This is a genomic window from Streptomyces sp. NPDC017943 (assembly GCF_044328425.1).
Classification (GTDB): domain Bacteria; phylum Actinomycetota; class Actinomycetes; order Streptomycetales; family Streptomycetaceae; genus Streptomyces; species Streptomyces djakartensis_A.
The window spans coordinates 91164-114569 of the sequence record NZ_JBIRHH010000008.1 but is presented as its reverse complement, the minus strand read 5'-3'; the positions used below and the strand labels follow the sequence as shown (position 1 = coordinate 114569).

Genomic DNA, 23406 nt, shown 5'->3' with positions numbered 1-23406 from the left:
CGGCGGGCGACCCCGGACATGCGAGGGTCATCCGCGTTGTTCAAGACTGTAACCGACGACCAGGACAGTTGAGATAGTCGTCCGAACCGCGAGACGCGTCACATTCGTCCCGCCGAGAGAACGCAAGGAGCAGCACGGTGCTGGAAGAAGTCGATCGCTGGCTGAGCGCCCGTTCCTGGTCCGTGCACGACCGTCCGCTCCACAGCGTCCTGGCGGCCAAGCAGCGCACGGGCCGCACGGTGAGCGTGGTGCTGCCCGCCCTGAACGAGGAGGAGACCGTCGGCGACATAGTCGCCGCGATCCGCCACGACCTGATGCTGCAGGTGCCGCTCGTCGACGAGCTGGTGGTGATCGACTCGGGGTCGGCCGACCGCACGTCCGAGGTGGCCGCCGCCGCGGGCGCGACGGTGGTGCACCGGGACGCGATCCTGCCCCGCCTGCCCGCCCTGCCCGGCAAGGGCGAGGTGCTGTGGCGCTCGCTGCTCGTCACCCGCGGCGACATCGTCTGCTTCGTCGACGCGGACCTGCGGGAGTTCTCGTCCGACTTCGTCTCGGGCATCGTGGGCCCGCTGCTGACCGACCCGGAGGTCGAGCTGGTCAAGGCCATGTACGACCGTCCCCTCGGCGCGGCCGCCGGGCAGGGCGGCCGGGTCACCGAGCTGATGGCGCGCCCGCTGCTCAACATGCACTGGCCGCGGCTCGCCGGGTTCGTGCAGCCGCTGGGCGGCGAGTACGCGGCCCGCCGCTCCTTGCTGGAGCAGCTGCCCTTCCCCGTCGGGTACGGCGTGGAGCTGGGCGTCCTGGTCGACGCGCTGCACCTGGCCGGCCTCGACGCGCTCGCCCAGGTCGACGTCGGCGTGCGCAAGCACCGGCACCAGGACGGGCAGGCACTCGGGCGGATGGCCGCCGAGATCTACCGCACGGCCCAGCTGCGGCTGGCCCGGGGGCATCTGATCCGGCCGTCCCTGACCCAGTTCGAGCGGACCGGGGACGGCTTCGAACCGCGCACGTACTCCGTGGACACCGAGGAACGCCCGCCGATGGTGGAGATCGCCGAGTACCAGGCGCGGCGGGCCGCCTGACCCGGGATGTTTTTCGGCCGGGCGCGGCAGGTCCGTACGTTTGAGCGTTTACAGGCCGGGCTAGGTTGAGGCCTATGGGTTCGACGTACGGTTCTGCACGGGTATTGGTGGCCTCCAACCGCGGCCCGGTCTCCTACACGGTCGGTGACGACGGTTCGCTGAACGCCAGACGGGGCGGCGGCGGTCTGGTCTCGGGGCTCTCGGCGATCGGCTCCGACGCGGACGCCCTGTGGGTCTGCTCGGCGCTGTCCGACGGCGACCGGGAGGCCGTGCGGCGCGGTGTCGGCGAGGACGGCGTGCGGATGCTGGACATCCCGGCCGACGTGCACGCCGACGCCTACAACGGCATCGCCAACTCGGTGCTGTGGTTCGTCCACCACATGCTCTACCAGACCCCCCTGGAGCCGGTCTTCGACGCGGAGTTCCGCCGCCAGTGGGCGTCCTACGAGACGTACAACCGGGCGTTCGCCGAGGCGCTGGCCGAGGAGGCGGCGCAGGGCGCGGCGGTCGTGGTGCAGGACTACCACCTGACGCTGGTGCCGGGCATGCTGCGCGAGCTGCGCCCGGACCTCAGGATCGGCCACTTCTCGCACACGCCGTGGGCGCCGCCCGAGTACTTCCGGATGCTGCCGGACGACGTGGCCGGGCAGGTGCTGCGCGGCATGCTCGGCGCGGACCGGCTCGGCTTCCTCACCCAGCGCTGGGCGGACGCGTTCACCGACTGCGCCGAGCGGTTCGCGGGCGGGCTCGGCGGCACGCGGATCGGCGTGCACGGCCTCGGCGCCGACGCGGACTTCCTGCGCGAGCGGGCCCACGAGCCGGACGTCGAGGAGCGGATCACCGCGCTGCGGCAGGAGATCGGCCAGGGCCGCCGCACCATCGTCCGGGTCGACCGCACCGAGCTGTCGAAGAACATCGTGCGCGGCCTGCTGGCCTACCGGCGGCTGCTCGAGGCCCACGGCGAGTGGCGCGAGCGCGTGGTGCACGTGGCCTTCGCCTACCCCTCCCGGCAGGACCTCGCGGTGTACCGGGACTACACGGCCGAGGTGCAGCGCCTGGCCGACGAGATCAACGCCGAGTTCGGCACGCCGGGCTGGACGCCGGTCGTGCTGCACGTCAAGGACGACTTCGCCCGGTCCCTGGCCGCGTACCGGCTGGCCGACGTGGCCCTGGTCAACCCCATCCGCGACGGGATGAACCTGGTGGCCAAGGAGGTCCCGGTCGTCTCGGACGCGGGCTGCGCGCTGGTGCTGTCCCGCGAGGCGGGGGCGCACGAGGAGCTGGGCGAGGACGCGATCACCGTCAACCCGTACGACGTCACCGGCACGGCCGAGGCCCTGCACGAGGCCCTGTCGATGCGCCCGGAGGAGCGGACCGAGCGCAGCAAGCGCCTGGCGGCGGCGGCCACGGCACTGCCGCCCGCACGCTGGTTCGTCGAGCAGCTCGACGCGCTGAGGGGCTGAGCGGCAGATGAGCACCACGCCCGCGTCCCAGCCGCTGCCCGCCCCCGTCACCGAGGCCGGCCAGGAGGGCCTGGACGCCCTGCTCGCCGGTCCGGGCAAGGCCCTGATCGGCCTCGACTTCGACGGGACGCTCGCGCCGATCGTGGCCGACCCCGAGCGGGCCCGGGCCCACCCGGAGGCCCTGTCCGCACTCGCGGCGCTCGCGCCGAAGGTGGCCGCCGTCGCGGTGATCACGGGCCGGCCGGCCGAGGTCGCCGTCCGCAACGGCGCCTTCGCGGACGCACCCGGCCTGGAGCACCTGGTCGTCCTCGGGCACTACGGCGCCGAGCGCTGGGACGCCCGGACGGGTGAGGTCACCGCCCCGCCGGCGCACCCCGGGGTCGACGCCGTGCGCGCCGAGCTGCCCGGGCTGCTGGGGGGCACCGGGACCCACGTGGAGGACAAGGGCCGGGCCGTGGCCGTGCACACCCGGCGCGCGGCCGATCCGCAGGGCACCTTCGAGGCCCTGCGCGAACCGCTCACCGCGCTGGCTGCCCGCCACGGCCTGATCGTCGAGCCCGGCCGCATGGTTTTGGAGCTGCGCCCGCCCGGCATGGACAAGGGGGTCGCCCTGACCGGCTTCGCCCGCGAGATCGGCGCGGGCTGCGTCCTGTACGCCGGCGACGACCTGGGCGACCTGCCCGCCTACACCGCCGTGGACACCCTCCGCGCGGAGGGCACCCCGGGCCTGCTGGTGTGCAGCGGCAGCGACGAGGTGACCGAACTGCGCGCCCGCGCAGACGTAGTGGTCCCCGGCCCCGAGGGCATCGTCCACCTACTCCAAGCCCTGGCAGACCAGATCCCCTGAGAAACCACCCCTCAAGGGGCGCGGGGAACTGCGCAAACGCTTTCAGGGGCGCGGGGAACTGCGCGAACAGCCACGACGCACCCGCAGACGACGGACAACCCGGGGTCCCCCGGAGGGCCGGGGACCCACGACCGACGTCACCGCTCCGCCCGCCGCCGCTCCCGCACCCGCCGCAACCGATTGACCGTCACCGGCGCATGGGCGAGAGCCCGAGGGTCGTCCAGCAGGGCGTTCAGGAGCTGGTAGTAGCGGACCGGCGCGAGACCCAGCTCCTCACGTATGGCCCGCTCCTTCGCGCCCGGGCCGGGAAAGCCACGCCCCTCCAGCGCCAGGATGTCCCGCTCCCTGCGCCCGAGCCCCGTCCCGCCGCCGCTCTCCTCGTCCATGCCCGGCACCGTAACCCCTGCCACCGACAGCCGCGCTCCCGCGCACGCCTCCGCGCTACTCCGCGCTCTCCGCCCGGCTCGCCGACGCCTGGAGGTGGCCGAGGACGCCCGAGACGCTGCCCCCGGGGGCCACGGCCTTGCCGATCTGCTGCTTGACCTGCGCGCTGACCTCGGCCCAGGACGTCTTGCCCACCGGGTAGATCTCGGAGGCGGGCAGCTCCTCCAGGAACGGCCCGAGGTGCTTGTCCCGGTCTGCGGCGGCCATGGTCGCGGACGCCGAGTTCGTCACCGGCAGCAGGTCGTACTCGCGGGAGAAGGCCAGCACGTTCTTCTCGCTGTAGACGAAGTCGAGGAAGTCCCCGGCCTCGTCGCGGTGGCCGTTCTTGCGGAAGGCCATCATCCAGTCGGCGACACCGAGGGTGGAGCGGCTCCTGCCGTCCTTGCCCGGCAGCGGCACCATCCCGTAGTCGACGCCCTTCTTCTCCGCCATCCCCATCAGCGAGGGATGGCCCGTCAGCATGCCGACCTCCCCGTCGGCGAACGCGGAGAACGCGGCGGCCCGGTTGAGCTTCCCCGGCGCGACCGGCCCGGTCAGGCCCTTGCCGACCAGTTCGTCCTTCAGCCAGGTGAACGTGCCGATGTTGTCCGGGGAGTCGATGGCGTAGCTGCCGGAGGTGTCGGTGTAGCCGCCCCCGCCGCCGAGCATCCACTGCATCGTCTCGGCCTGCGCCTCCTCCGGCCCGAGGGGCAGGGCGTAGGGGTACTTCACGCCCTTCGCCTTGAGCTTCTCCGCGTCCTCGGCCAGCTCGTCCCAGGTCTCGGGCGGGGTGATGCCGGCCTTGGCGAAGAGGGACTTGTTGTAGAAGAGGACCCGCGTGGAGGAGGCGAACGGCATGCCGTACTGGACGCCGTTCACCTGCCCGGCGGTGGCCAACTGCCCGAGGAAGTCGGCCTGCACGGGTATGGAGAGCAGTTCGTCGGCCTTGTAGAGCCGGCCGCGCGCCGCGTAGTCGGCGTACGCGCCGATCTGCGCCAGGTCCGGCGGGTCACCGGCCGCGACCATCTCCTTGACCTTGCGGTCGACGTCGTTCCAGGAGTAGACGCTGACGTCCACGTTCACGCCGGGGTGGTCGGCCTCGTACTCCGCGGCCAGCTTCTCCCAGTACTTCTCCGAGCTGTTGGCGGCGCTGTCGCCGTAGTCGGCGGCGACCAGCTTCAGCGTGACGTCGGCCGAGTCGCCCGTATCCCCGCAGCCCCCGAGAACCGCCGTCATGCCCAGTGCGGACACCACCGCGACCGTTCCTGCCATCCGCCGCCGCTGCACCGCTGTCTTCCCCACCCCTGGCGTCACCGCCGTTCGAAACTTTTCGATATCCGGAACAAGGTCTACACCACGTGAGTGGACTAGACCTCTTGCGGGTCCCCGGGTCACACTGTCCCCGTGAGACATGTCATCGCCCTCGACGTGGGCGGCACCGGGATGAAGGCCGCCCTGGCCGGACCCGGGGGCGAGGTACTGCACCGGGCCCGCCGGGCGACCGGCCGCGCGCACGGCCCGGACGCGGTCGTCGCGGCCATCGTCGACTTCGCCGCCGAGCTGCACGCGTACGGCACCGAGCAGTTCGGCACGCCCGCCTCCGCCGCCGGCGTGGCCGTCCCCGGCATCGTCGACGAGGCCCGGGGCGTCGCCGCCTACGCGGCGAACCTCGGCTGGCGCGACGTCCCGCTGCGCGACCTGCTCACCGAGCGGCTGGGCGTCCCCGTCGCCCTCGGCCACGACGTGCGCACCGGCGGCCTCGCCGAGGGCCGGGTCGGGGCGGGCCGGGGCGCGGACCGGTTCCTGTTCGTGGCGCTCGGCACCGGCATCGCGGGCGCCATCGGCGTCGACGGCCGGGTCGAGGCGGGTGCGCACGGCTTCGCGGGCGAGATCGGCCACGTCGTCGTCCGCCCCGGCGGTGCCCCCTGCCCGTGCGGGCAGCGCGGCTGCCTGGAGCGGTTCGCCTCGGCGGCGGCCGTCAGCGAGACCTGGGCAGCGGCCTCCGGCACCCCGGGCGCGGACGCGGCGGACTGCGCCAAGGCGGTGGACGCGGGCGACCCCAGGGCATGCGCGGTGTGGCAGGAGGCCGTGGACGCCCTGGCCGACGGACTGGTCACGGCCCTGACCCTGCTGGACCCGCGCGTCCTGATCGTCGGCGGCGGCCTGGCGGAGGCCGGGGACACCCTCTTCACGCCCCTGCGTGAGGCGATCCGCAGCCGCATCACCTTCCAGAAGGAGCCGTCGATCGTCCCGGCGGCCCTGGGCGACGCCGCCGGATGCCTGGGCGCCGGGCTCCTGGCCTGGGATCTCCTCGACCGAACCGACCGCACGGAGGTAACTCCCTGATGACCAACGCCTCAGGGGCGCGGGGAACTGCGCGACAAGCCCCGACGCACCCGCACCCCGCGACGGCCGGACATCCCACGGTTCTCACCGGCGCGTCCGTGGTCCTGCCCACGGGAATTGTCGACGATGGCCAGGTAGCCGTCGACGGCACCCGCATCGCCGCCACCCCGCCGGAGAACGCCCAGGTCATCGACGTGACCGACCACTACGTCATCCCCGGCTTCGTCGACATCCACAACCACGGCGGTGGCGGAGCCTCCTTCACCTCCGGCTCGGTCGACGACATCCTCAAGGGCATCCACACCCACCGCCTGCACGGCACGACCACCCTGGTCGCCTCCACCGTCACCGGCGACATGGACTTCCTCACCCGGCGCGCGGGCCTGCTGAGCGAGCTCGCCGAGCAGGGCGAGATCGCCGGCATCCACTTCGAGGGCCCGTTCATCTCCCCCTGCCGCAAGGGCGCCCACTCCGAGGAGCTGCTGCGCGACCCGGACGCGGCGGAGGTCCGCAAGCTGATCGACGCGGCCCGGGGCCGGGCCATGATGGTCACCCTCGCCACCGAACTGCCCGGCGGCCTGGACTCCGTGCGCCTCCTGGCCGAGCACGGCGTCATCGCGGCGATCGGCCACACGGACGCCTCCTACGAGCAGACCGTCGAGGCCATCGACGCCGGCGCCACGGTCGCCACACACCTGTTCAACGCCATGCCCCCGCTCGGCCACCGCGCCCCCGGCCCGATCACCGCCCTGCTGGAGGACGAGCGGATCACCGTCGAGCTGATCAACGACGGCACGCATCTCCACCCCGCGGCCCTCCAGTTGGCGTTCCATCACGCGGGCGCCCGGCGGGTCGCGTTCATCACCGACGCGATGGACGCGGCCGGTTTCGGCGACGGCCGCTACTGGCTCGGCCCGCTGGAGGTGGAGGTCGCCGACGGCGTGGCCCGCCTGGTGGAGGACGGCACGATCGCCGGTTCCACCCTCACCCAGGACCGCGCCTTCAAGCGGGCCGTCACGGTCGACGGCCTGTCCGTCGAGGACGCGGTGACGGCGCTGTCCGCCACCCCGGCCCGGCTGCTCGGCATGGACGACACGATCGGCTCCCTGGAGCCCGGCAAGTCCGCCGACCTGCTGGTTCTGGACTCCGCCTTCGACCTCAAGGGCGTGATGCGCCGGGGTGAATGGGTGGTCGGTCCCCAACTGGGCTGATCCGTCCCGCAGTCGGAAGACGGTGGCCGAGTCCGGGACTGGGCCGGCCGCCGTCTCTTTGGCATGATCAGGCTTCACCAGGTCCACGGCGACAAGCGCGTTTCCCGGGGGAGGTCGGCCGAGGTGATCCTCACAGTCACGCTGAACACCGCTCTCGACATCACCTATCGCGTGCGGTCCCTCCGGCCGCACACCTCCCACCGCGTCACCGACGTGACCGAACGCCCCGGCGGCAAGGGCCTCAACGTGGCCCGGGTCCTCGCGACCCTCGGCCACGAGGTCACGGTGACCGGATTCACCGGCGGCCCGACCGGCCGCGTGGTCCGGGAGGGGCTCGCGGCAGTGCCGGGGGTGGTGGACGCGCTGGTCCCCGTCTCCGGCGCCACCCGCCGCACCATCGCCGTGGTCGACGAGCGCGCCGGCGACACCACCCAGCTGAACGAGCCGGGCCCGCACGTCCTGCCCGCGGAGTGGTCGGCCTTCCAGGAGGCCTACGCCGGCCTGCTGTCCGGCGCCTCGGCGGTGGCGCTGTGCGGCAGCCTGCCGCCGGGTGTGCCGGTGGGCGCGTACGCGGGCCTGGTCCGCACGGCCCGGGCCGCCGGGGTGCCGGTCCTGCTCGACACCAGTGGTGAACCGCTGCGGCGGGGGGTGGCGGCCCGCCCCGACATCATCAAGCCGAACGCCGACGAACTGGCCGAACTGACCGGCTCCCACGAGCCGTTGCGCGCCACGCAGGACGCCCGGCGCCGGGGCGCGGGCGCGGTGGTCGCCTCTCTCGGCCCGGCGGGCCTGCTCGCGGTCACCCCGGAGGGCCGCTGGCGCGCCACACCGCCGTCCGCGATCCGCGGCAACCCGACGGGCGCGGGCGACGCGGTGGTGGCGGGCCTGCTGTCGGGCCTGCTGGAGGGCCTCCCCTGGCCGGACCGCCTGACCCGGGCGGCGGCCCTGGCGGCGGCAGCGGTCACCTCACCGGTGGCCGGCGAGTACGACCCCCGGACCTACGAGACCCTGCTGACCACCGTCTCGGTGACACCGGAGGCCAGCGCGGCGTGATCCGGGTGCGGGGCCGCGGCTAGTCCTTGACCTGGCCCGCCTTCAGCCACAGCTGGTCCAGCAGGACGTTGCACTTGTCGCCGTCTCCGCAGGAGACCGTGATCGTGTTGGTGCCCTTGCTGAGGGTCGGATAGGCGTAGGTCTTGGTCCAGCCCTTGGCGAAGTCGCCGTCCTTGGCATGGGTGAAGTTGCCCATGTTCAGCTTGGTGCCGAACGGCTTGCCGTTGACGGTGAGCGTCATCTTCTGGTCCTCGTCCACCGTGCTGTAACGGGCGAAGACGGTGTATGCGCCGTCCTCCGGGATGCCGTCGACGGTCCAGGTCACCGAGGAACCGGGCTGGTTGAGGTTGGAGACGTAGATACCGCCGTCCGACTGGGCGCCCTTGACGTCCTGGGCGAGGGTCGCGCCGCCGCCGAGCCGCAGGGCCTTCGCGTCGATCGTCGGGAGTTCCGCCTCGCCGTCGTCGCCCTTGCTCGCGGACGGGCTCGGCTTGGAGTCCTCCGTCTGCGTCGGCGCCGGGTCGGCCTGGCTGCCCTCGTCGCCCTTGTCGTCGTCGCCGCCGAGCATGGCCACGCCGATGCCGATGACGACCGCGGCGACCACCGCGATCGCGCCGATCAGCAGCCCCTTGGTGTTGGGCCCGCGGCCACCCCGGCCGCCGTGCCCCCCGTGCCCGCCCGAGTGCAGCGCCGTCTGGGCGGTGGGAGCACCTCCGGGCAGCGTCTCCGGCGCGGCGTAGTGCGCGTTCGGCTGGCCGTAGGCGCCCTGCTGCTGCGGGGGCTGCCCGTAGGGCGCCTGGGCCGGCGCCTGCTGCTGGCCGTAGGGGCGGGTGCCGACCGTCCGCACCCGGTTGACCGAGTTCGGGTAGCCGTAGCCCCCGGACGGCGGCTGGGCTCCGTTGGCCTGCCCGTCGGCGTAGAGATAGCCGAACGGGTCGTCGTCCTCGGGCGTGCTCGCGCCGTTGTTGCCGGGCGTCATCCCTTGGTCTCCTCAGTCAAAAGCGGTGCGTACGTTCCGGTCGTAAGACAGCGAGCCTACCCGCTCCCAGGGACCCGAACGGGTGACTCAGACCGCACCGACTCGCTGACCTGGGATCACCCCGCGCGTCTGTGTTGTTTGGGACGAGATCGTTTCTCGACGTACATCCGCTCGTCAGCGGATTTCAACACTTCGTCCGCCGTCATTCCACAGTGTGCCCATCCGATGCCGAAACTGGCGCCCACGCGGACGGCCCGCCCCTCGGCGCGGATGGGCTGGATGATCTCGTTGCGCAGCCGGACGGCGAGGTCCTGCGCGTCGGCGCGGCCGAGCCCGTCGGCGAGGATGACGAATTCGTCACCTCCGAGCCGGGCGACGGTGTCGCCGTCGCGCACGCCGTTGCTCAGCCGCCGCGCGACCTCGATGAGCACCGCGTCACCCGCGTTGTGCCCGAACCGGTCGTTGATCGACTTGAAGCCGTCCAGGTCGCAGAAGAGGACGGCGAGCCCCTTGGTGCCGTCGTCGTGGTCCCCGTCCGGAGCGACGGTGTGCACGTGGTGGTCGAACGCGTCGTACGGCTCGCCCCCCGCCGGGAAGTCGAAGCCGGTGCCGACCGCGTCGAATGCGGGGTGGCCGTAGGCGGCGTCGTGGGACTCGGCGACGGCGGCGTACGGGGGCGTGGCGCGCCGGCACAGGCGGGCCGACAGCCGGGAGCGCAGCTCCGCGGAGTTCGGCAGGCCGGTGAGGGAGTCGTGCGAGGCGCGGTGGGCGAGCTGGAGCTCGCGGCGCTTGCGCTCCTCTATGTCCTCGACGTGGGTGAGCAGGAAGCGCGGCCCGTCGGCGGCGTCCGCGACGACGCTGTTGCGCAGGCTGACCCAGACGTACGTGCCGTCCCGGCGGCCGAGGCGGAGCTCGGCGCGACCGCCCTCCGCGGAGGTCCGCAGCAGGGTGCCGATGTCCTCGGGGTGGACCAGGTCGGAGAAGGAGTAGCGGCGCATCGCGGAGGCGGGGCGGCCCAGCAGCCGGCACAGGGCGTCGTTGGTGCGCAGGATCCGGCCGTGCTGGTCGCCGCCCATCTCGGCGATGGCCATGCCGGACGGGGCGTACTCGAAGGCCTGCCGGAAGCTCTCCTCGCTCGCCCGCAGGGCCTGCTGCTCGCGCTCCAGGCGGACCAGGGCGCGCTGCATGTTGGCACGCAGACGCGCGTTGCTGATGGCGATGGCGGCCTGGAAGGCGTACATCTGGAGCGCCTCGCGGCCCCAGGCGCCGGGCCGGCGGCCGTTGCGCGGGCGGTCCACGGACAGGACGCCGATCAGCTCGCCGCAGGCCGCGTTGCCCTGCGGGCCGGGCGCGTACATGGGAGCGAAGAGGCGGTCGGCCGGGTGCCACTCGTCCTCGAAGCGGGGGGCGGGGCCGTCGGTGTACCACTGGGGGACGTCGTCGTCGTCGAGGACCCAGCCCTCGGTGTGGGGTATGAACACCAGGTCGCCCCAGTGCTCGCCCATGCCGAGGCGGCGGTCCCAGGAGTCGCGCGAGCCGACGCGGCCGGTGATGAGCGCCTCGGCGGCCGGGTTCCCGGCGAAGGCGGCGACGACGAGGTCGCCGTCGGGCCGGACGAGGTTCACGCACGCCAGCTCGTACCCGAGGGCGGCGACGACGCCTTCCGCGACGGTCTGCAGGGTGTCCGCCAGGCTGCGGGCCGTGTTCATGTCGGCCATGACCTGGTGCAGTTGTCGCAGGGACGCAAGACGGACATACGGCTCCGACTCGGTCTCCATGCTCGCCCTCCCCCCGAGTACCTCGCAGCAAATCAAGAATCAAGGGTCTTCATCGGCGTACGGTCCTGGCAGCTTCCTTCGCCACTGAATCACAGCGCGCTGCCCACTCGGTACACAGGGTCAACAATTCCTGCCCCTTGTGACTCAAGTCACAGGCAAACCTGAACAATTGAGTGGAGTTTCTGCGTTTTTCACGTGCGTCTACCGAGCACAAAGTTCATCTCGTTGCACACATCTATTCATGAGGCCGTTGCGCAGATGGGGTTGCCCACCGTCCGTGACGTCCGCCCGGAGTCCTAGGACCGTGATCGGGCGGGAGCCCGATGCGCGGCGCCGAGGGCGGCGATTAGCGTTCCGGATGTGCCGAACACTCCCGCCGCCCCGTCCCCGATCATGCCGCCGCCCGCCTCCGGGCATCCTGAGGGGGTGAGCAACGACGAGTTCCGCGCCGCCATGTCCCGGCTGGCCTCCGGCGTGGTCCTGGTGACCGCCCAGGAGCCGCCGCTGGACCCGGACGACCCCACGGCCCCGGGCGGCGAGGACGTGGGCATGACCGCCACGGCCTTCATGTCGGTGTCCCTCGACCCGCCCCTGGTGCTGGTGAGCCTGCGCGAGGGCTCCCGCATGGACGAGCTGCTGGAGGAGCAGGACCTGTGGGCGGTGTCGGTCCTCTCCGAGAGCCAGCGGCACATCGCGGGCCGGTTCGCGATGAAGGGCCGGGTCAGCGACCGCCTGCTGTTCGCCGACATCCCGTACACCCGCGGCGAGTACACCGGGTCGCCGCTGGTGGGCGGTGCCCTGGCGGTCCTGGAGTGCCGCACCGAGCAGCGCGTGCCGGCCGGTGACCACACCCTGGTCATCGGCCGCGTCCTGACGGCCCGGACCCCGAGCGCGGACGGCGGCCCCCTGGCATACTTCCGCGGCCGGTACCGGCAGTTGGACCGATGACCGGCTCCCCGCGACCGATCGTCTCCCCGCGACCGGTCCGCCCGCCCCGGGGCGCGTGCAGGAACCCCGGCGACGGCCGGAGCACGGGCGGGCCGGACCCGGCCTGACGCGGCGTGGCCCCGCTAGCCCCAGTTCTGCCCGGAGCGGCCGCGCTTGGTGTCGGAGCGCTGCTTCTTCTCGCGCAGCCGGCGTTCGTTGATGCCGCGCGGGACGCGGGTCGGCCTGCGGGGCTTGGGTGGCGGTGCGCTGGCCTCGGCCAGCAGCGCGGCCAGGCGCACGGCGGCGGCCTCGCGGTTGCGCCACTGCGAGCGGTGCTCGGAGGCGCGGACGGTGACGACACCGTCGACCAGGCGGCCGGCCAGCCGCTCCAGGGCCCGCCGCTTCCACACCTCCGGCAGGGCCTCGGTGCGCGCCAGGTCGAAACTCAGCTCGACCTTGGAGTCGCTGGTGTTGACGTGCTGTCCGCCCGGCCCCGACGAGCGCGAGAAACGCCACATGAGCTCGGCCTCGGGCAGGGAGACGGAGCCGCGGATGACATGGGGACCGGACATGCCGTCCATGTTCCCGCTCCTGTCCCGTCCACGTCACCCGAATAATCCCGGGTAAAGAAAGTAAAGGACCTGGAACCTCGCGTACCCCTCTCCGCGTTCATGGGGGTAGCTGTAGCTTCTTTGCCGTACGTACACGAGGGAAGGGACTCCCAACAATGGCTGTAAGCCTGTCCAAGGGTGGCAACGTCTCGCTCACCAAGGAGGCTCCGGGCCTGACCGCCGTCACCGTGGGCCTCGGCTGGGACGTCCGCACCACCACCGGCACGGACTTCGACCTCGACGCCTCCGCGATCGCGGTCAACACGCAGGGCAAGGTCTACTCGGACGCCCACTTCGTCTTCTTCAACAACAAGCAGACGCCGGACAACTCGATCGTCCACACCGGTGACAACCGCACCGGCGAGGGCGCCGGCGACGACGAGGCGATCAACGTCAACCTCGCCGCCCTCCCGGCCGACATCGACAAGATCGTCTTCCCGGTCTCGATCTACGACGCCGAGAACCGCAGCCAGAACTTCGGCCAGGTGCGCAACGCCTACATCCGCATCGTCAACCAGGCCGGCGGCGCCGAGATCGCGCGCTACGACCTGTCGGAGGACGCGGCGACGGAGACCGCCATGGTCTTCGGCGAGCTGTACCGCAACGGCGCGGAGTGGAAGTTCCGCGCCGTCGGCCAGGGCTACGCCTCGGGCCTGGTCGGCATCGCCCAGGACTTCGGCGTGAACGTCTGACGGACGCCCGAACCCGGTGAGCGGAGTTCCCCCGGGCCGATGCCAACCGGCCCGGGGGCTTTCCCTCCGGGGCGCGGGGAACTGCGCGACAAGCCACCGTCCCCCCGCAGGGACGAAGCACCCGAGCCCCTACGGCCACGCGAAGCCCTCCCCTGCGCGGGGTACGTTCCCCGGGTGATCCTCGACCCCCTCCCCCCGGCTCCCCCGAGCGGTTCCCTCCTCGCGGAGCTGACCGCCCTTTACGCCTCCAACACTGCGTTCCACACCCTCAGCGGCGACTTCCCCGACCCCCACGACATCCGCCCCGAGCAGGTCGCGGCCGCCCTGGCCGCGGAGTGGGAACAGCCCGGCACGGAGGTCCTGCTCGCCCGCGGCTCCGGCAGCCTCGTCGGCATCGCCGTCACCCTCGCCCACCACCCCGACCCGGCCGACCCCGACCCGTGGATCGGTCTGCTGATGGTGGACGCCGCCCTGCACGGCCAGGGGCACGGCCGCCGCCTGGCGACCCTCGTCGAGGACCGCTTCCGCGCGGCGGGCCGCACCGCCGTGCGCCTCGCCGTCCTCACCGGCAACGCCGGGGCCCTCGCCTTCTGGACCTCCCTCGGCTACGGGACGATCTGTCACCGCGAGGACCGGCAGCTGGGCCGCCCCTGCACCGTCCTGCGCAAGGTCCTCAGCACTCCCTAGGGGGTGCCGTCCGGCTTCCCCTCGCCGTACAGCCAGTCCCGCCAGACGGGGTCGAGGTCCTTCCCGGGCGCCTGCCGCTCGACGTAGGCGGTGAAGTCGGCCGTGCCGGCGTTCCCGTAGTGGTACGCGGCGGCCCAGCCGCGCAGGATCCGCCCGAAGGCCGCGTCGCCGACGGTCCGGCGGACCTGCTGGAGCACCATCGCGCCCCGCCAGTACACCGCCGGGTCGGAGATCCGCGCGGCGTCCGGCGGCTCGGCCGGCGGAAAGGCCCACACCTCCTCGGCCTCCTCCTCGGTGGTGAAGTAGCTGCCGGAGTACAGCGCGTCGAACGTCTGCTGCGCACTCCTCCCGCCGTGCTCCTCCTCCCACAGCCACTCCGCGTACGTCGCGAAACCCTCGTTGAGCCACATGTCCCGCCAGCTCTCCGGCGAGACGGAGTCGCCGTACCACTGGTGGGCCAGCTCGTGGACGAGGAGCGTCAGGTCGGGGGCACCGGGGAAGACCGGCCGGGTCTGCGTCTCCAGGGCGTAGCCGAGCTCGGGCGCCCGGTCGACGATCGCACCCGTCGAGGAGAAGGGGTACGGCCCGAACCGCCGCTCCGCCCAGGCCAGCACCTCCGGGAGCCGCCGCAGCACCGGCCCGCTCGCCTCCGCCTCCGCCGGGTCCACGGCCGTGTACACGGGCAGGCCGGCCGGGGTGCGGGAGCGGTCGACCTCGAAGCGGCCGATCGCGAGCGTGGCCAGGTAGCTCGCCATCGGCCGCCCCATGTGCCACTCCGTCGTCGTACGGCCGCCGGCGGTGCGTTCGCCGCGCAACTCCCCGTTGGACACGGCCCGCAGGCCCTCCGGCACGGTCACGGTCAGGTCGTAGGCGGCCTTGTCGGAGGGGTGGTGGTTGCCGGGGAACCAGGCCATCGACCCCGTCGGCTCCCCCAGGGCGAGCACCCCGTCCGCGGTGCGCAGCCAGCCCTCCTGCGAGCCGTCCGGGTCGGTGACGGTCTGCGGGACCCCCGAGTAGCGGACGGTGACGCGGAAGGTCGCGCCCCGGCGGATGTCGTCGCGCGGCCGGACGGTGAGTTCCTGGCCCGCGCGGTTGAAGCGGGCCGGGCGGCCGCCCACGGTGACCTCGCCGACCTCCAGGCCGAGCAGGTCCAGGTTGAAGGCGGAGAGGTCCTCGTCCGCGCGGGCGGTGAGGGTGGCCGTGCCGGTCAGGCGGTGCGCGTCCGGCTCGTAGGCGAGGCGCAGGCCGTAGTGGCGCACGTCGTACCCGCCGTTGCCCGCCTTCGGGAAGTACGGGTCGCGCACGCCGGAGCCGCCCGGAGTGCCGTGCACCCCACCGCCGCATCCGGTGAGGGCGAGGACGCAGGCGAGCAGGACGGGGACACAACGTGCAGAACGGGCCACGATCGCGATCCTATGGCGGCGTGACACCATCACCTGCGTGCTCGACATCGGCTACGCCCTCTCCAACCGCTTCCCCGACCCGCCGCAGACCGACTACCGACGCGCGGACGTCCGTGCGCTGCGCCACGACCTGTTCTGCGGTGACGTCTACCTGGCGGACACCAAAACCGACCACGAGGTCTCCACGTCCTGGGGGTGGGTGCCGGTGCTCGACTTCGCGTGGGCCCTGTGCGACATCGTCGAGCGCGTCGACCGGGACCCGGCCGGTTCCCGCGCCTCCCGGCCGCAGCGCGCGGAGCTGGACTTCACGGAGTCGACGGACCGGATGCTCTTCGAGCGGCGCTTCGGCTGGGTCGACATCGAGGCCGACTGGATGCGCCCGGAGGAACCGCCGCTCACCGTCTCCCACAGCGAACTGCGCCGCGAGGCACGGGACTTCCTGCACGACCTGATCGCCGACCTCACCGACCTCCACGACGACCTCGCCGAGAACCCGGCGATCTGGACCCTCCAGTCCCGCTTCCCCCGGGTGTCGTGAGGCCGGCGCGAGTCGCCGCAGGCCGTCGGGCTCTTCGCCGTCAGCCCTCCACTCTGATCCCCCACTGCGCCGCCAGGGCCGGAGCCAGGTCCAGCAGCTGGGCCGGGCTGATCACCGCGCCCGACAGACGGTCCAGGCCGCTGCTGATCTCCACCGACGCGGCCCTGCGCAGATCGACGTCGACGAGGGTCGCCGCGTGCAGGTCGGCGCCCTTCAGGACGCAGTCGACGAACTCCACCCGCTCCAGACGCGCCCCGCCGAAGTCCGGCTCGACCAGCACGCAGCCCTCGAAGACGACGTCCCTCAGCCGGGCCGTCCGCAGATTGGCAAAGTCGATCTTCCCGCCGCGGACCAGCACCCGCTCCAGCACCGCCCCGTGCAGCTGCGGTCCGCCCAGGCGGGCGTCCGTCAGCTCCACGTCCCGCAGGGTCGCCTCGGCCAGGTCCGTGCCGACCCCGCGCACACCGCTCAGCACCGAGTCCAGCAGGCGGGCGTGGCGCAGCCGCGTCTCGTCCAGCGCGCATCCCGTCAGCACGCAGTCCATGAACCGCGCGCCGGACCCGTCCTGCCCGCCGAGATCCAGCCCGTCGAACCCCAGCCCGTCGTAGTCCCCGTCCGGCTCCAGGCCGCCGCCCCCGAACGGCTCCGGCGACGGCAGCCGCACCTCCGGCCGCCGCGCGCCCTTCACCCCGCCCGCCGCTCTCCTCGCCATGCCCCCCATGCTGCACCCCGGCACTGACAACCCGCCCCCACCTGTGCGGACACCGGTCGTGTCACATCCCGGTGCCCCCGGCCCGTCGTACTCCCGAAGGCCCGGCCCGCCCCGCGGGGCCCCGGCCAGGAAGGCCCCGGCCAGGAGGGCCACCGCGACCCGAGGGAGACCCCCAGCCATGCACCGCATCACCGTCGTCGGCGGCGGCTTCGCCGGACTGACCGCCGCCATCACCGCCGCCGAGGCGGGCGCCCAGGTCACCGTCCACGAGGCCCATCACACCCTCGGCGGCCGGGCCCGCACCGCCGAGGGCCCGTACCGCACCAACGAGGGGCCGCACGCCCTGTACAACGGCGGCCCGCACTGGGCCTGGCTCCGGCAGCGCGATCTCATCGGCCCCCTCGCCCCGATCCCGCCCCTGGAGGCGGCCCGGCTCCGGCTGCGGCACCGGGGCGCGCTGCGCCGCACCCCTCCCTTCGCGATGCTCAAGCTGCTGCGCCGCACCGGCCGGCAGGCACCCGTCGACGCCGACTTCCTGACCTGGGCGACCGGCATCGCGGGCGAGGAGGGCGCCCGGGCCGCCGCGCACTACTCCGCGGTCGCCCTGTTCCACCACGACCCCGGCTCCCTGTCCGCCGCGTTCGTGCAGGAGCGGCTGCGGCGCGCCACCCGGCTGCCGCCCGAGGCGCACTACCCGCGCGGGGGCTGGGCGAGCGTCATCGACCGGATGGCCGCCCGCGCCTGGAACCTGGGGGTGCGCATCGAGAGCCTCTCCCGCGTCGACACGCTCCCCACCGGCACCCCCGTCGTGGTCGCCACCTCCCTGCCCGCCGCGCGGCGCCTGCTCGGCGACGACTCGCTGACCTGGCCGAGCGGCCGGACGACCCTGGTCGACCTGGCGGTGCGCACCCGCCGCGGCGACGCCTTCGCCGTGTCCGACCTCGACGCCCCGGGCTGGATCGAGCGGTTCACCGCCCAGGACCGCAGCCTCGCCCCGGCCGGGGAGCAGCTGATCCAGGGGCAGATCCCGCTCGCGCCGCACGAGGCGAAGGCGGACGGCACCGCCCGCGCCGAGCAGCTGCTCGACCTGGCCTTCCCCGGCTGGCGCGACCGGGTCACCTGGCGGCGCACGTCGGTGGCCGACGGCCGGACGGGCGCCGTCGACCCGCCCGGCACCAGCTGGCGCGACCGCCCTGCGGTGGACCGGGGCGACGGTGTCTACCTCGCCGGCGACCAGGTCGCCGCCCCCGGCGTGCTCTCGGAGGTCTCCTTCAACAGCGCCCTCACGGCGGTGTCCCTGGCCCTCGGCCGGCACGAGCTTGACCTCGAGCAAGCTTGAGGTCGCAGGCTGGGGCCGCAGTCCGCGACGACACGAGGAGCCCCGTATGCACGCCGTACGCCTGCACGCCTTCGGCCCCGCCGAGAACCTCACCTACGAGCAGGTGGAGGACCCCAGTCCCGGCCCCGGCCAGGTCCGGATCGCCGTCCGCGCGGCCGGGGTCCACCTGCTGGACACCGCCCTGCGCCAGGGCATGCGCGGCGGCCCGGCCGGCGAACCGTCGCCGCTGCCCACGATCCCCGGCCGCGAGGTCGCCGGGGTCGTCGAGTCGCTGGGCGAGGGGGTCGCCCGACTGTGGCTGGGCAAGCGGGTCGTCGCCCACCTCGGCTTCGTCCCCGGTGGATACGCCGAACTCGCCGTCACCGAGGCGGAGCGCCTGCACGAGATCCCCGAGCGCCTGGACTTCGCGGCGGCCGTCGCCATGATCGGCACGGGGCGTACGGCGATGGGCATCGTGCAGTTCGCCGAACTCGGCCCGGACTCGGTGGTCGTCGTCCCGGCCGCGGCCGGCGGCATCGGCACCCTGCTCGTGCAGTACGCCAGGAACGCCGGGGCCACCGTCGTCGGACTCGCGGGCGGGCCGGAGAAGACCGCCCGCGTCCGGGAGGCCGGCGCCGACATGGCCGTCGACTACACGGACCGGGCCTGGCCGGCGAAGGTACGCGCCCACCTGGGCGGCCGCCCCGCGACCGTGGTCTTCGACGGGGTCGGCGGCGACGTCGCCCGCGAGGCCGTCGCCCTGCTCGGGCCCGGCGGCCGGCACCTCGTCTTCGGCTGGTCCGGGGAGGGCGTCCTGGGCGGCGGCCCCTACCTGGTCGACGGGGTGTCCGAGCAGGTCCTCGGCCCGGTGATGCTGGGCCGGGCGGGCGGCCCCGACCCCCTGCGCACCCTGGAGCTGCGCGCCCTCGCCGAGGCCGCACACGGCCGCCTCGTCCCGGCGGTCCAGCGCTTCCCCCTGGCGGAGGCGGCGACGGCCCACCGCGCGCTGGAGAACCGCGGCACGACGGGCAAGGTGGTCCTGGAGCCGTGAGCCGACGCGGGAACGGCGGGGGCTGCCCGGCCTGGGGGGCGGAAAGCCGCCGCCCGGCCGGGGGGCGGAAAACCGCATGCCCCGCCCCGCCCCGCCCCACTACCGTGCCGGGCGTGACGATCGAGATCCCCCGGGAACTGGCGGCCGCACAGGCGGAGTACAACGGCGAGTCCGGCCGTGCCTTCATCGCCGCCCTGCCCGGCCTGGCGGACCGCTTCCTCACCCGGTGGGACCTGGAACCGGAACCCGGCGGCAGGCCCATGCACGGCGTCTCCGCCCTGGTCCTGCCGGTGGTGCGCCGCGGCGACGGCACCCCCGCCGTCCTCAAGCTCCAGCTCCTCGACGAGGAGAGCGAGGGCGAGCCCGTCGCCCTGCGCGTGTGGGACGGCGCCGGGGCGGTCCGGCTGCTCGACCACGACGCGCCCACCGGCACCCTGCTGCTGGAACGCCTCGACGAGACCCGGATGCTCGCCCACGAGCCGGACACCCGCCGGGCCGTCCTCGTCCTCGCCGAACTGCTGGCCCACCTGACGTCCTTCCCGGCCCCGCCCGGCCTGCGCCGGCTCGGCGACATCGCCCGCGCGATGCTCGACGCCACGCCCCGGGCCCTCGACCGCGTCCCCGACCCGTGGGCGCGCCGCCTCGTCGCCGACTGCGCGGCCGCGGTGCGCGAGGTCGCCGACGAGCCGGGCGACCGCCTCCTGCACTGGGACCTGCACGACGAGAACGTCCTGGCCTCCCGCCGCGCCCCCTGGCTCGCGATCGACCCCAAGCCCCTCGCGGGCGACCCGGGCTTCGAGCTGTGGCCCGCCCTCGACAACCGCTTCGACCCCGCCGAGATCCTCTGGCGCTTCGACGCCCTGACGGACGTCCTGTCCCTGGACCGCGCCCGGGCCCGCGCCTGGACCCTGGGCCGCGTCCTGCAGAACGCCCTGTGGGACATCGAGGACGGCCGCCCCCTGGACCCGGCCCACCTGGAGACCGCCCACCGCCTGCGCACGCAGGGGGCCTGACCGGCCCGTCGGACACCCGCCTACCGGGCGAGGACCGCTTCGAGCTTGACAGCGAATTCCTGCAGGCCGGCGGGCACGTGCTTCGCCCGGTCGAGGACGTCGTTCACCGTGTCGAGGGTCCGCGTGAAGCACGTACGGCTCTTCTCGGCCTCCGGCTGATTGGGGGCTGTCAACTGGGCAGCGCTCTGCAGGACCTCGTCCGACCACAGAGTCACGTTCGAAACGGCCGCGTCAGGGATCGAGACGGAAGCAGAGTCGATGCCCAGGTCCAGGGAGACGCCATAGAGCCAGGATTCCGAGACGCTGTCCCCCGTCGGCCCCAGGGAGAAGGCCAACGCCTCACCCTTACCCGGGCGCACCTGGAAGAACGTCGCCTTCTTGACCGTGTCCCCCGGCTTGACATCGGGCGGAACCCCGACCTCGAACGTCACGTAGTCGATGTTCCCGCCTCCGATGCGGGAGCACCGGTGCATGTCCTGGGCCGCGAAGAAGGTGAACGTCGCGGATTTCACGTAGGACGTCTCATTCCCCTCGTTCGACAGCAGGACGTCGAGCACGGGCGCCTCGAACGTGCGCTTCGTCTTCTTGTAGCCAGGCACCTCCGTCTCGCCGTGCAGCTCCTTGATGCCCCCTACGGCGACGTTCTGGATCTTGACGGCCGATTTGCTCTCCGGCTTCGGCTGCAGATCGGGGAAGAACGTGAAGAACAGACCGACGGCCGCCGCGACAAGGCCGATCACCGCCGTCGCTCCCACGATCAGCACCCCAAGGCGGTGGGCCTGGAAGGCTGTCTGCACGCGTTCCCAGAAGGACTGCCCCTCCGGGCGGGAGCGATCCTGTCCCTCGTGCGCCTCGCCGCTCCGGCCACCCTCGGCGGTGCCTGTCGATGCCTGCCGTGTGTCCCGGGACCTAGGCATGTCCATCCCGCCCTAACAAGTGGTCACGTCGAGTCTCGACGGTGCCCGGCCCGAAAGCTTCCCGTCTTCCACCCTGAAGATCTGGACGTACTTGCGGCTCGGGCACGCCTTGGCGTCCATATAGCGCCACTGATCGGCGACGACCGTGACCAGGTCCTTCCTGACCGTGATCTTCCGGACCTTCGCCCCCGTTCGCACGGCCCGCCGGTAATCCCTGGTTCTCGGCATGGACACCAACGTGCCGAGCACCGTCGGCTCCTCGGCCGCCGACGCCCCGTCCAAGGCGACCACGTGACTGAACGAACTCGCGTCCCCGGTCACGCATTCCAGGGACACGATGACATCGTCCTTGCCGTCGCCACTGACATCGGATCTCACGGGCGCGAGAGGCATCTCCACCCCCAGTCCGGGGACGGAACAGTCGATGATTCCTTCGCCCCACTTCGACAGCTCCGCTGTGCTCATGTCACGGGTGAGATCCTCAGCGGCGCCACCGCTGCAGGCCACTCCCAGGAGAAGGAAGGCCGAGACGGCCAGCGTCCGCATACCGGCGAGACGGCCGGCACGGACCCGTCGGCCCCATGACGTTCTGGCACACACGCCGATCAAGCCCCCCGAGACCAGATGCGTGCAACGACCTTAGAGGCGCGCGCAGTGACCGCGCCACCCGGTTCGGTGACCCGAGGGGAACGGCTCCGAAAGCGAAGCCCGGCTCGGAGGACCTCCGAGCCGGGCTTCGACGCACAGAGCCCCCTGTCGGATTCGAACCGACGACCTACGCATTACAAGTGCGTTGCTCTGGCCAGCTGAGCTAAGGAGGCGGGTGCGGGGTGCGGCCCCGCGCGTGCCCGAGCAGTGTACCCAGGTCCGTCCCTGGCCCCGTCGAAAATTTCCGCGAAGTTCACAGCCGCCGAAGTACTGACAGACCAGGTGAACGGCAGGTACCGTCCTGAGCCAGTTCACACGCGTGGACTACACCACAACGGAACACCGTCGTGGCACCACCTTCCTACTCGGATCGTCCGGCACGTTCCTGCCGGTAGAAGGGGTCCATTCACCATGGCCACTGTGCAGTTCGACAAGGCGACCCGGATCTACCCGGGTTCCACCAAGCCCGCCGTCGACGCGCTCGACATCGACATCGAGGACGGCGAGTTCCTCGTCCTCGTCGGCCCGTCCGGTTGCGGCAAGTCCACCTCGCTCCGCATGCTCGCGGGGCTCGAGGACGTCAACGGCGGCGCCATCCGCATCGGCGACCGCGACGTGACCCACCTGCCGCCGAAGGACCGGGACATCGCCATGGTGTTCCAGAACTACGCGCTGTACCCGCACATGACCGTCGCCGACAACATGGGCTTCGCGCTCAAGATCGCCGGCGTCAACAAGGCGGAGATCCGGCAGAAGGTCGAGGAGGCCGCGAAGATCCTCGACCTCACGGAGTACCTGGACCGCAAGCCGAAGGCGCTCTCCGGCGGTCAGCGCCAGCGTGTCGCCATGGGTCGCGCCATCGTGCGCGAGCCGCAGGTCTTCCTCATGGACGAGCCGCTGTCCAACCTGGACGCCAAGCTCCGCGTGTCCACCCGTACGCAGATCGCCTCGCTCCAGCGCCGCCTGGGCATCACCACCGTCTACGTCACCCACGACCAGGTCGAGGCCATGACGATGGGCGACCGTGTGGCGGTCCTCAAGGACGGCCTGCTCCAGCAGATCGACACCCCGCGCAACATGTACGACAAGCCCGCCAACCTCTTCGTGGCCGGCTTCATCGGCTCCCCGGCGATGAACCTCGTCGAGGTGCCGGTCACCGACGGCGGCGTGAAGTTCGGCAAGTCGGTCGTGCCGGTCCAGCGCGACGCGATCTCCGCCACCACCGACAAGACCGTCACGGTCGGCGTCCGCCCCGAGCACTTCGACGTGGCCGGCCCCGACGCCGAGCTGGGCCTCGCCGTGACCGTCAACGTCGTCGAGGAGCTCGGCGCCGACGCCTACGTCTACGGCACCGCCCAGGTCGGTGACGAGGCCAAGGACCTCGTCGTCCGCGTCAGCGGCCGCGAGGTGCCGGAGAAGGGCAGCCAGCTGCACATCGTCCCGCGCTCCGGCGAGACCCACGTGTTCTCGACCTCCACGGGCGAGCGCCTCTCCGACTGACCCCTGGCGAACGCACGACTCCGGGTGATTCACCCGGGTTGACGAAGAGGGCCCCGCAGACCGCTGCGGGGCCCTCTCACGTTGTCGACAAATACCCCGGCAGAACGGACGTTTCGAGCGCCGTGCGTCAACCCACTACCCACGAAGGGGCACATCCTCATCCCCCGAACCGGTGACTAAATGTCTACAAACCACTACCGGGCGCTA

At 72.6% G+C, this 23406-nt stretch carries 23 protein-coding genes and 1 tRNA gene; 14 read left to right on the top strand and 10 right to left on the bottom strand.

Features of this window, described 5'->3' with window-relative positions:
• Window positions 1-137: 137 nt before the first annotated feature.
• The 3 genes from ACH4C6_RS25480 (at window position 138) to otsB (ending at window position 3392) form a co-directional block, all read left to right on the top strand.
• Window positions 138-1082 carry a glucosyl-3-phosphoglycerate synthase gene (locus ACH4C6_RS25480; protein WP_398110908.1) on the top strand — a complete coding sequence of 315 codons (945 nt, stop codon included), beginning with the start codon at window positions 138-140 and terminating at the stop codon, window positions 1080-1082.
• A 74-nt stretch (window positions 1083-1156) separates the two neighbouring features.
• Window positions 1157-2545, top strand: coding sequence for a trehalose-6-phosphate synthase (locus ACH4C6_RS25475; RefSeq protein WP_398110907.1), 1389 nt, complete (start codon window positions 1157-1159; stop codon window positions 2543-2545).
• Window positions 2546-2552: 7 nt separating this feature from the next.
• Window positions 2553-3392, top strand: coding sequence for a trehalose-phosphatase (gene otsB / locus ACH4C6_RS25470; RefSeq protein ID WP_398110906.1), 840 nt, complete (start codon window positions 2553-2555; stop codon window positions 3390-3392).
• A 137-nt stretch (window positions 3393-3529) separates the two neighbouring features.
• Here the strand turns inward: otsB and ACH4C6_RS25465 are convergent, their stop codons facing one another.
• Both ACH4C6_RS25465 and ACH4C6_RS25460 read right to left on the bottom strand, forming a co-directional pair.
• Window positions 3530-3778, bottom strand: coding sequence for a DUF3263 domain-containing protein (locus tag ACH4C6_RS25465; protein WP_398110905.1), 249 nt, complete (start codon window positions 3776-3778; stop codon window positions 3530-3532).
• 55 nt (window positions 3779-3833) lie between these two features.
• Window positions 3834-5087, bottom strand: a complete 1254-nt coding sequence (locus ACH4C6_RS25460) for an ABC transporter substrate-binding protein (protein ID WP_398110904.1) — start codon at window positions 5085-5087, stop codon at window positions 3834-3836.
• 132 nt (window positions 5088-5219) lie between these two features.
• Between ACH4C6_RS25460 and ACH4C6_RS25455 the strand changes: the two genes are divergently transcribed.
• The 3 genes from ACH4C6_RS25455 (at window position 5220) to ACH4C6_RS25445 (ending at window position 8425) form a co-directional block, all read left to right on the top strand.
• Entirely contained in the window at window positions 5220-6161 is a 942-nt protein-coding gene (locus ACH4C6_RS25455) for an ROK family protein (protein ID WP_398110903.1), read from the top strand.
• Entirely contained in the window at window positions 6161-7372 is a 1212-nt protein-coding gene (gene nagA, locus ACH4C6_RS25450; RefSeq protein WP_398110902.1) for an N-acetylglucosamine-6-phosphate deacetylase, read from the top strand. The genes ACH4C6_RS25455 and nagA overlap by 1 nt, the downstream gene beginning before the upstream one ends.
• Window positions 7373-7495: 123 nt before the next feature.
• Window positions 7496-8425 (top strand): 1-phosphofructokinase family hexose kinase, encoded by a 930-nt coding sequence (locus tag ACH4C6_RS25445; RefSeq protein WP_398110901.1) that lies wholly within the window; start codon window positions 7496-7498, stop codon window positions 8423-8425.
• 19 nt (window positions 8426-8444) lie between these two features.
• Here ACH4C6_RS25445 and ACH4C6_RS25440 read toward each other — a convergent pair whose 3' ends face one another.
• Window positions 8445-9404, bottom strand: a complete 960-nt coding sequence (locus tag ACH4C6_RS25440; RefSeq protein ID WP_398110900.1) for a carbohydrate-binding protein — start codon at window positions 9402-9404, stop codon at window positions 8445-8447.
• 116 nt (window positions 9405-9520) lie between these two features.
• The gene (gene cdgB / locus ACH4C6_RS25435) at window positions 9521-11182 is read right to left on the bottom strand and encodes a diguanylate cyclase CdgB (RefSeq protein ID WP_398110899.1); all 1662 of its coding nucleotides are present in this window, start codon (window positions 11180-11182) and stop codon (window positions 9521-9523) included.
• 360 nt (window positions 11183-11542) lie between these two features.
• Between cdgB and ACH4C6_RS25430 the strand changes: the two genes are divergently transcribed.
• Window positions 11543-12130, top strand: coding sequence for a flavin reductase family protein (locus tag ACH4C6_RS25430; protein ID WP_398110898.1), 588 nt, complete (start codon window positions 11543-11545; stop codon window positions 12128-12130).
• A gap of 122 nt (window positions 12131-12252) precedes the next feature.
• On the opposite strand, the gene arfB is transcribed toward ACH4C6_RS25430, so the two are convergent.
• Entirely contained in the window at window positions 12253-12690 is a 438-nt protein-coding gene (arfB, locus tag ACH4C6_RS25425) for an alternative ribosome rescue aminoacyl-tRNA hydrolase ArfB (RefSeq protein ID WP_398110897.1), read from the bottom strand.
• A 146-nt stretch (window positions 12691-12836) separates the two neighbouring features.
• On the opposite strand from arfB, the gene ACH4C6_RS25420 reads away from it, so the two are divergent.
• Window positions 12837-13412, top strand: a complete 576-nt coding sequence (locus ACH4C6_RS25420; protein WP_010035999.1) for a TerD family protein — start codon at window positions 12837-12839, stop codon at window positions 13410-13412.
• A 174-nt stretch (window positions 13413-13586) separates the two neighbouring features.
• Window positions 13587-14099, top strand: coding sequence for a GNAT family N-acetyltransferase (locus ACH4C6_RS25415; RefSeq protein ID WP_398110896.1), 513 nt, complete (start codon window positions 13587-13589; stop codon window positions 14097-14099).
• On the opposite strand, the gene ACH4C6_RS25410 is transcribed toward ACH4C6_RS25415, so the two are convergent.
• A complete protein-coding gene (locus tag ACH4C6_RS25410) occupies window positions 14096-15550 on the bottom strand; it encodes a M1 family metallopeptidase (RefSeq protein WP_398110895.1) in 1455 nt (484 codons plus the stop codon). The two genes, ACH4C6_RS25415 and ACH4C6_RS25410, sit on opposite strands and share 4 nt — an antisense overlap.
• Here ACH4C6_RS25410 and ACH4C6_RS25405 point away from each other — a divergent pair.
• Window positions 15540-16040, top strand: a complete 501-nt coding sequence (locus ACH4C6_RS25405) for a hypothetical protein (protein ID WP_398110894.1) — start codon at window positions 15540-15542, stop codon at window positions 16038-16040. The two genes, ACH4C6_RS25410 and ACH4C6_RS25405, sit on opposite strands and share 11 nt — an antisense overlap.
• Before the next feature lie 40 nt (window positions 16041-16080).
• Here ACH4C6_RS25405 and ACH4C6_RS25400 read toward each other — a convergent pair whose 3' ends face one another.
• Window positions 16081-16752, bottom strand: a complete 672-nt coding sequence (locus tag ACH4C6_RS25400; RefSeq protein ID WP_398110893.1) for a pentapeptide repeat-containing protein — start codon at window positions 16750-16752, stop codon at window positions 16081-16083.
• Window positions 16753-16930: 178 nt separating this feature from the next.
• Between ACH4C6_RS25400 and ACH4C6_RS25395 the strand changes: the two genes are divergently transcribed.
• The 3 genes from ACH4C6_RS25395 (at window position 16931) to ACH4C6_RS25385 (ending at window position 20134) form a co-directional block, all read left to right on the top strand.
• Entirely contained in the window at window positions 16931-18091 is a 1161-nt protein-coding gene (locus ACH4C6_RS25395) for an FAD-dependent oxidoreductase (RefSeq protein ID WP_398110892.1), read from the top strand.
• 46 nt (window positions 18092-18137) lie between these two features.
• On the top strand, window positions 18138-19121 hold the full coding sequence (locus ACH4C6_RS25390; protein ID WP_398110891.1) for a zinc-binding dehydrogenase: 984 nt from the start codon (window positions 18138-18140) through the stop codon (window positions 19119-19121).
• Window positions 19122-19225: 104 nt separating this feature from the next.
• On the top strand, window positions 19226-20134 hold the full coding sequence (locus ACH4C6_RS25385) for an aminoglycoside phosphotransferase family protein (protein WP_398110890.1): 909 nt from the start codon (window positions 19226-19228) through the stop codon (window positions 20132-20134).
• 20 nt (window positions 20135-20154) lie between these two features.
• Here the strand turns inward: ACH4C6_RS25385 and ACH4C6_RS25380 are convergent, their stop codons facing one another.
• From ACH4C6_RS25380 to ACH4C6_RS25370, 3 genes are all read right to left on the bottom strand, one after another.
• Window positions 20155-20931 (bottom strand): hypothetical protein, encoded by a 777-nt coding sequence (locus ACH4C6_RS25380; protein ID WP_398110889.1) that lies wholly within the window; start codon window positions 20929-20931, stop codon window positions 20155-20157.
• A gap of 132 nt (window positions 20932-21063) precedes the next feature.
• Window positions 21064-21597 carry a hypothetical protein gene (locus tag ACH4C6_RS25375; RefSeq protein ID WP_398110888.1) on the bottom strand — a complete coding sequence of 178 codons (534 nt, stop codon included), beginning with the start codon at window positions 21595-21597 and terminating at the stop codon, window positions 21064-21066.
• Window positions 21598-21798: 201 nt separating this feature from the next.
• A tRNA-Thr gene (locus tag ACH4C6_RS25370) sits at window positions 21799-21872 on the bottom strand.
• Window positions 21873-22110: 238 nt separating this feature from the next.
• On the opposite strand from ACH4C6_RS25370, the gene ACH4C6_RS25365 reads away from it, so the two are divergent.
• On the top strand, window positions 22111-23199 hold the full coding sequence (locus tag ACH4C6_RS25365) for an ABC transporter ATP-binding protein (RefSeq protein WP_398110887.1): 1089 nt from the start codon (window positions 22111-22113) through the stop codon (window positions 23197-23199).
• The last annotated feature ends 207 nt before the right edge of the window (window positions 23200-23406 follow it).